The organism is Trebonia sp., from assembly GCF_030042015.1.
In the GTDB taxonomy this organism is placed as follows: domain Bacteria; phylum Actinomycetota; class Actinomycetes; order Streptosporangiales; family Streptosporangiaceae; genus Trebonia.
On sequence record NZ_JASIAL010000391.1, the window covers coordinates 21,217 to 27,764 of the forward strand.

At 71.7% G+C, this 6,548-nt stretch carries 6 protein-coding genes; 2 read left to right on the plus strand and 4 right to left on the minus strand.

Features of this window, described 5'->3' with window-relative positions:
* Positions 1-39: 39 nt before the first annotated feature.
* Positions 40-396, plus strand: coding sequence for a hypothetical protein (locus tag Q1N79_RS21345; RefSeq protein ID WP_300611634.1), 357 nt, complete (start codon positions 40-42; stop codon positions 394-396).
* Between the two features lie 38 nt (positions 397-434).
* On the opposite strand, the gene rpoD is transcribed toward Q1N79_RS21345, so the two are convergent.
* Together rpoD and dnaG are read right to left on the minus strand one after the other, a co-directional pair.
* The gene (gene rpoD, locus Q1N79_RS21350) at positions 435-1,565 is read right to left on the minus strand and encodes an RNA polymerase sigma factor RpoD (RefSeq protein ID WP_300611645.1); all 1,131 of its coding nucleotides are present in this window, start codon (positions 1,563-1,565) and stop codon (positions 435-437) included.
* Positions 1,566-1,674: 109 nt separating this feature from the next.
* Positions 1,675-3,609 (minus strand): DNA primase, encoded by a 1,935-nt coding sequence (gene dnaG, locus Q1N79_RS21355; RefSeq protein ID WP_300611637.1) that lies wholly within the window; start codon positions 3,607-3,609, stop codon positions 1,675-1,677.
* Between the two features lie 134 nt (positions 3,610-3,743).
* Between dnaG and Q1N79_RS21360 the strand changes: the two genes are divergently transcribed.
* Complete coding sequence (locus tag Q1N79_RS21360; protein ID WP_300611639.1) at positions 3,744-4,520, plus strand: HAD hydrolase-like protein; 777 nt, start codon at positions 3,744-3,746, stop codon at positions 4,518-4,520.
* A gap of 22 nt (positions 4,521-4,542) precedes the next feature.
* Here the strand turns inward: Q1N79_RS21360 and Q1N79_RS21365 are convergent, their stop codons facing one another.
* Positions 4,543-5,547, minus strand: a complete 1,005-nt coding sequence (locus tag Q1N79_RS21365) for a type IV toxin-antitoxin system AbiEi family antitoxin domain-containing protein (RefSeq protein WP_300611641.1) — start codon at positions 5,545-5,547, stop codon at positions 4,543-4,545.
* A 299-nt stretch (positions 5,548-5,846) separates the two neighbouring features.
* On the minus strand, positions 5,847-6,548 hold a 702-nt coding region (locus Q1N79_RS21370; protein ID WP_300611643.1), incomplete at its 5' end, for an FAD-dependent oxidoreductase.

Here is a 6,548-nt window from a genome sequence, read left to right on the forward strand (position 1 = left end):
AGACAAGCGCAGGACGCTACACACCGGAAGGGGTGCCAGATGGGGTACCGGGCCATGTTCGCGGCGGGGTTCGCTATCGGCTACGTGGTCGGCACGCGGGCCGGCCGGGAGCGATACGAACAGATTGTGAAGGTCGGCCGGCAGGTCGCGGAGCACCCCGCGGTGCAGAAGGCGACGCAGACCGTCACCACCAAGACCACAGAGATCACCAAGACGGCGTCCGCGCAGGTGCCGAAGATCGTCACGTCGGCGAAGAAGGCGGCGGCGGACCGCCTGCCGTCCCGGCTTGGCGGCAAGGGGCAGGCGGCGGACGACGCCGACGACGTCTCGGCCGACGGTCACCTCATCTACCCTGCCGAGGACAGCAGCCAGGCCGCGGCCGAGGGCGCGCGCTAGGGGCGGCCGCGACCCGGAGGGTCGCCCGGTGGCGCGGCCTAGTCGAGGTACTCGCGCAGCAGCAGGGCGCGGCTGGGGTGGCGCAGCTTGGCCAGCGTCTTGGACTCGATCTGCCTGATCCGCTCCCTGGTCACACCGAACTCCCTGCCGACCTCTTCCAGCGTGCGCGGATGCCCGTCGGTCAGGCCGAACCGCAGCTGGATGATCCGCTGCTCCCGCTCCGAGAGCTGGCACAGCACGCGGTCGAGCTGGTCCTGCAGCATGATGAACGCCGCGGCCTCGATCGGCACCACGGCGTCGGCGTCCTCGATGAAGTCGCCGAGGTCGGATTCCTCCTCGCCGATCGGCGACTGCAGCGACACCGGCTCCTGGGCGATCCGCTGGATCTCCGCGACCCGTTCCGGCTCGACGCCCATCTCGGCGGCGATCTCCTCGGGCGTCGCCTCCCGGCCGAGTTCCTGGTGCAGCTGGCGCTGCACCCTGGCCAGCTTGTTGATCGTCTCCACCATGTGCACCGGCACCCGGATCGTGCGCGCCTGGTCGGCGATCGCCCGGGTGATGGCCTGGCGGATCCACCAGGTCGCGTACGTGGAGAACTTGTAGCCGCGGGTGTAGTCGAACTTCTCCACCGCGCGGATGAGCCCGAGGTTGCCCTCCTGGATCAGGTCGAGGAACACAAGGCCGCGGCCGATGTACCGCTTGGCGATCGAGACGACCAGCCGCAGGTTGGCCTCGATCAGCCGCTGCTTGCCGTGCGCGCCGTCGGTGGCCAGCCACTCCAGGTCGGCCCGTTCCGCGCCGGGCAGGGGGGAGGCGCCGTTCAGCTTCTCCTCGGCGTACAGGCCGGCCTCGATGGCCTTGGCGAGCTCCACCTCGTCTTCGGCCGTGAGCAGCGGGACCCGGCCGATCTCGCGCAGGTAGATGCGCACCAGGTCGCTGGTTCCCGCGCGCGGAGCCGCGTCCCCCTCCGCGTCCGCATCGGCAAGCCGGGTGTCCGTGTCGTCCTCGGCCGGCGCCCCGAGCACCTCGATGCCCTCGTCCGCGAGCGCCCGCACCAGCCCGGCGAGCGCGTCGGCCGTCAGCTCGGTCCTGGCCGTGTCGATTGCCGCGGTGACGTCCCCCATCGTCACGAAACCCCGCGAGCGCCCGAGCGCCACGAGGTCGGTCATGTGCTGTGTCAGCGATGGTCCGCTCGTTACTACGGTGAGGCTCACGAAGACCAGTGTGCGGCACGTCCACGTGATTACGGGGGACCTAATTTTGTTACGGCCGCGTGTCTCAGCCGCCGGTCGCCCGGTCGAGCAGGGCCTTGCGGCGCTGCTCAAGCGCCACAAGTTCGCCGAACATCTTGTCGTACGCGGCCTGGTCCACCACCGGGTTGGTCCGCTGCAGCCGTGCCTTGACCGCGGCGATCTGCCGCCCGACGGCCAGTTCCCCGACCCGGGCGAGCTGGATGTCGGCGTACCGCTCGTCGGCCTCCCCGGCCGTGATCAGCGGCTCCACGGCCAGCTCGGTGACGAACGCGCGGGCCCGGTCGTCGGGGGCCGCCTCCAGCAGCGCGGCCACCCAGTCCCTGGCCCGCCCCCGGCCGGCGCTCACCACCCCGCCGCAGCCGGCGATCAGCCCGAACACCGCGGCGTGCGCGGGAATCGTGAACGCATGTTCGGCGAGCGAGTCGAACTCCGGGCCGCACAGGGCCGGCCACTGCACGGCCAGCTTGAGCGCCTCGCGCTCCACCCGCAGCACCGGGTCGGACCGGTCGTACGGCTGCCCGGGATCGGGACCGCCCGGTGCCCCCGCACCGTCCGCGCCCCGCTGTCCGTCCGCGCTCGCCGCCGCCGGTCGATTGTCCGAACGAGCCGGGGCGACTCGCCCGGCGCGCGTTCGGCCTGCGTGCTGGCGGACCCGGGCGAGCACGAACCGCTCGTCCATCAGCCCGAGCCAGCGGTCCAGGTTGACCGCGTACCTGCCGCGCATCCCCTGGTCCTTGATCCGCGCCACGATCGGCGCGGCCTCATCGAGGGCGGCGAGCTGGCCTTCCGTGGTGTCCAGGTCGTGCTTGGCGAGCGCGGACCTGATCGCGAATTCGAACAGCGGCACCCGCCGCGCGATCAGGTCCCTGACCGCGCCGTCGCCGTGCTTCAGCCGCAGGTCGCACGGGTCGAGGCCGTCGGGCTGCACGGCGACGAACGTCTGGGTGACGAACTTCTCCTCAAGGCCGAACGCGCGCAGCGCCGCCTTCTGCCCGGCCGCGTCCCCGTCGAACGTGAAGATCACCTCGCCGTCAGACCCGTCGGTGTCCATGATCAGCCGGCGCAGGATCTTCACGTGGTCCTCGCCGAAGCTCGTGCCGCAGGTGGCCACCGCGGTCGGCACCCCGGACAGGTGGCAGGCCATCACGTCGGTGTACCCCTCGACGATCACCGCCTGCCGTCTGTGCGCTATCTCCCGCTTCGCCAGGTCCGCGCCGTACAGCACGTGCCCCTTCTTGAACAGCGCGGTCTCCGGCGTGTTCAGGTACTTGGGCCCGTCGTCGCCGGGGTCGAGCTTGCGCGCGCCGAACGCGATCGTCTCCCCGGTCAGGTCCCTGATCGGCCACATCAGCCGGCCGCGGAAGGAGTCGATCAGGCCCCGCCGGCCCTGCCTGGCCAGCCCGGCCCTGGTCAGCTCGTCGTCGCTGAACCCGCGCCCGCGCAGGTGGCCGGTCAGCTCGTCCCAGGCGGCCGGGGAGTACCCGACGCCGAACAGCTCGGCGTCGGCGAGCCCGAACCCGCGCTCGGCGAGGAACTCGCGGGCGGCCCGTCCAGAGTCGCCACGGATCCGTTCGGAATAAAAGTCCTGCGCCAGCCGGTGCGCTTCGATCAGCCTGCGGCGGACGGAACTTTCCTGGCCGGGAACGTAGCCGCCCTGCTCGTAACGGAGCTCGACGCCCGCGCGGGCCGCCAGCCGCTCGACCGCCTCGGTGAAGGACAGGTTCTCGATCGACTGGACGAACTTGATGACGTCGCCGCCCGCGGCGCAGGAGAAACAGTAGAACAGCTCCTTGCCGGGCGTCACGTTGAACGACGAGGTCTTCTCGTCGTGGAACGGGCACAGCCCTTTGAGCGAGCCGCCGCCCGCGCTGCGCAGCTGCAGGTACTCCCCCACCACGTCGGCGATCGGCGAGCGCTCGCGGACCGCCGCGATGTCTTCCTGGCGAATCCGACCCGGCATGAGGGAAGTCTACGGCCGCGAATGGCCGGGAACGGGGAGGTTCGCGGCCAGGCGGACACGCGTGAGCCGGGGTCGTACCCGCCGCAGCCCCCGGCTTACGATGTGCTTGGTCAGGGTTGCCCGGGGGGTGGGGAGTGTTCGGCTCGGCGGACGTGGGCGATCTCCTTGTGCTCTGGGACGTGGACGGCACGCTGCTCAACGCCGGCGGAGTGGGCGTAGACCTGTACAGCGTGGTGTTCCTGCAGCTGTTCGGCCGGACGCTTGAGGCGTTCGCGCCGATGGCGGGCCGCACGGACCGCGCGATCATCCTGCAGACGCTGGAGCTGGCGGGCATCCCCGAGCCGCGCCGGCACGTTGACCCGTTCATCGCCGGCCTGACCGCGCACGCGCCGTCGGTCCGTTCGGCCGTCGCGGCCCGCGGGCACGCGCTGCCCGGCGCGGCGGCGGCGCTCGCCGCGCTGGCGGGCCGTCCGTTCCGTCCGTTCCGTTCCGGGCGTCCCGGGCATCCGGGGCGTCCCGGGCGTCCCGGGCGGGTGCACCAGTCCGTGCTCACCGGCAACATCCGGCCGGTGGCCGAGGTCAAGCTGTCCGCGGTCGGGCTGCGCGACCCGCTGGACCTGTGCATCGGGGCGTACGGCGACGACCACGAGGTGCGCAGCGAGCTCGTGCAGATCGCGCGGCGCCGCGCGGCGGCCGTGCACGGCACGCCTGCCGGCGAGTTCGGCGGCCTGTCGACGGTCCTGGTCGGCGACACGACGCTGGACATCGAGGCGGCGCTGGCCGCCGGCGCCCGCGCCGTCGGCGTCGCGACCGGCTCCTGCCGCGCGGCTGACCTGTACGCCGCCGGGGCGCACGCCGTGCTGCCCGACCTCACGGACACGCGAGCGGTCCTGCGGGCCCTGCTGGACTGAGGGTCCGGGTTCCCAGGCTCACTTAAGCCGACCGGCGCTTATCGTCGGCGACCGCGCGGCAGCCCGGCGAGCATGGCGTCAGCTTGCCGGTCCAGCCGCGGGCCTGGAGCGCGTGGGCGACCTGGGCCGCCGTGGCGCAGCCGTTCCTCGTGACGTCCTCCCAGTCGTATCGCAGCGTCGACCCGCCATGCGCCGTGGCCGCGTTGTCGCGGGCCCTGTCCTGCCAGCGGGTGTCTTCAGGGTGTGCCAGCCTCCCGTCTAGCTCGACGACAAGCCCGTACCGCGGGTAGTAGCGGTCGCGGAACCCGCGGCGCCCGTCTGGCTTGGCGAACGGGGCCTGGCGCTGGGCGGCGGGCAGCCCGTGCGCGCGTTCCACGTCGCGGTCGTACCGGTACTCAAGCACCGAATGCGCTCCTCCAGCCGCGGCGGTGACGATCTCGCCAAGCTGGTCTCGCCACCGCAGTCGTCTCCGGCGGCGCATCGCGGCCAGCAGTGACCCGTCGCCGGTCAGCCGCCGCCCGAACGCCGCGGTTACCCACCCGCACGCGTCGTCCAGTTCACGGGCTGCGTGCACGAGGTCGAGGATCGTCTCCTCGACGGACGTGCACGGGACAACGCGCGGCCGGAAATGCGCGCTTCCGGCGCGGGCCGAGACATGGATCACTATGTTCCGCGTGGCCGTGACCCGCCTGCGGGACGGGATCGTCACGTGGATCAGCGGCGTCCGGCGATCGGTAAGGCCGTGCAGTTCGGCAGCGGTCTCGTGGCTGAGCTGGGCGCCCTTTCCCGCGTACAGCACCGCCGCCCACAACTGCGCATCCCGGTGCGCCGGACCGCTGAAAGTGGCGTACACGCCCCGGTAGACCTGCTGCCACTTCGCGGAGCCGAGCCTGGCAACGATCGCGCCCGGGGACAGGCCGCTGTCGAGTGCCTGCCGACGCGTGACGACGCCAGCCTGGAGGCTTGCCAGCTCACGCAGACGCGGGGGAATTTGATTGCGCATGGCGACGAGTATGCCGACTAGCACCGACAAATCGGACATGGACCATGATCCGGAAGACTTTTTGTAGTTACAGGTACAAAATCTCTACGCGTTGAAAAAAGTCTTCGCCTTGCTGTCGCAGGAGAGGATTCTGCGGCCAAATGAGACCACTGAGGTCAGCCGCAGAGGCGGCGATGCCGGGGTTGGCGAGTTGGGCGGGCGTACAGCTGCCGGCCGGGTACAGGCCGGCTAGCGGGGGGCTGCCGGGCGGCTGCCGGGCGGCTGCCGGGGGGCCGTGTGGCTGGGGTTTGGGTAAGTGCCCGGGGCCGGTGGGGCAGCTGGGGCTAAACCTCGGGTAGCGGGATCGTGGGGTCGGTTAGGCGGGTGACGTCCAGGACGCGGGCCGAGCGGATCAGGGTCTGGATGTCTTGGTTGACGTCCCAGACGTTCACGTTCATGCCCGCGACCAGGCGGCCCTCGCTCAGCCAGAACGCGATGAACTCCAGGCCGGCCCGGTCGCCGCGGTAGGCCACCTGGTCGTAGCTGCCCGGCGAGGGCAGTCCCGCGCACTCCATGCCGAGGTCGTACTGGTCGCTGTAGAAGTAGGGCACCCGGTTGTACTCCACCTGCTGGCCGAGCATGGACCTGGCGGCGGCGGGCCCGCCGTTCAGCGCGTTCGACCAGTGCTCGACCCGCACGTGCCGACCGAGCAGCGGCAGGTAGGAGCTGGCCACGTCGCCGACGGCGAAGACGTCGGGCGCCGACGTGCGCAGCGCGGCGTCGGTGACAACCCCGTCGGAGACCTCGAGCCCGGCCGCCGACGCCAGCTTCGTGCCGGGGATCGCGCCAATGCCGACGACCACCACCTGGGCGGGCAGCAGCGCACCCGCCGAGGTGAGCACGGACCCGACCCGGCCCGCCGCGTCGCCGTGGAACTCCGCCGCCGTCTCGCCGAACCGGAACTCCACGCCCTGCGCCTCGTGCAGCCCGGCGAAGACCGCGCCGAGCTCGGGACCGAGCTGGGCGTGCAGCGCCCCGGGCTGCGG

What these genes read in the sequence shown, in the direction of transcription:
- Q1N79_RS21345 (WP_300611634.1), top strand. Translation starts at nt 40, where the DNA reads ATGGGGTACCGGGCCATGTTCGCGGCGGGGTTCGCTATCGGCTACGTG.
- rpoD (WP_300611645.1), bottom strand. Translation starts at nt 1,565, where the DNA reads ATGACCGACCTCGTGGCGCTCGGGCGCTCGCGGGGTTTCGTGACGATG.
- dnaG (WP_300611637.1), bottom strand. Translation starts at nt 3,609, where the DNA reads ATGCCGGGTCGGATTCGCCAGGAAGACATCGCGGCGGTCCGCGAGCGC.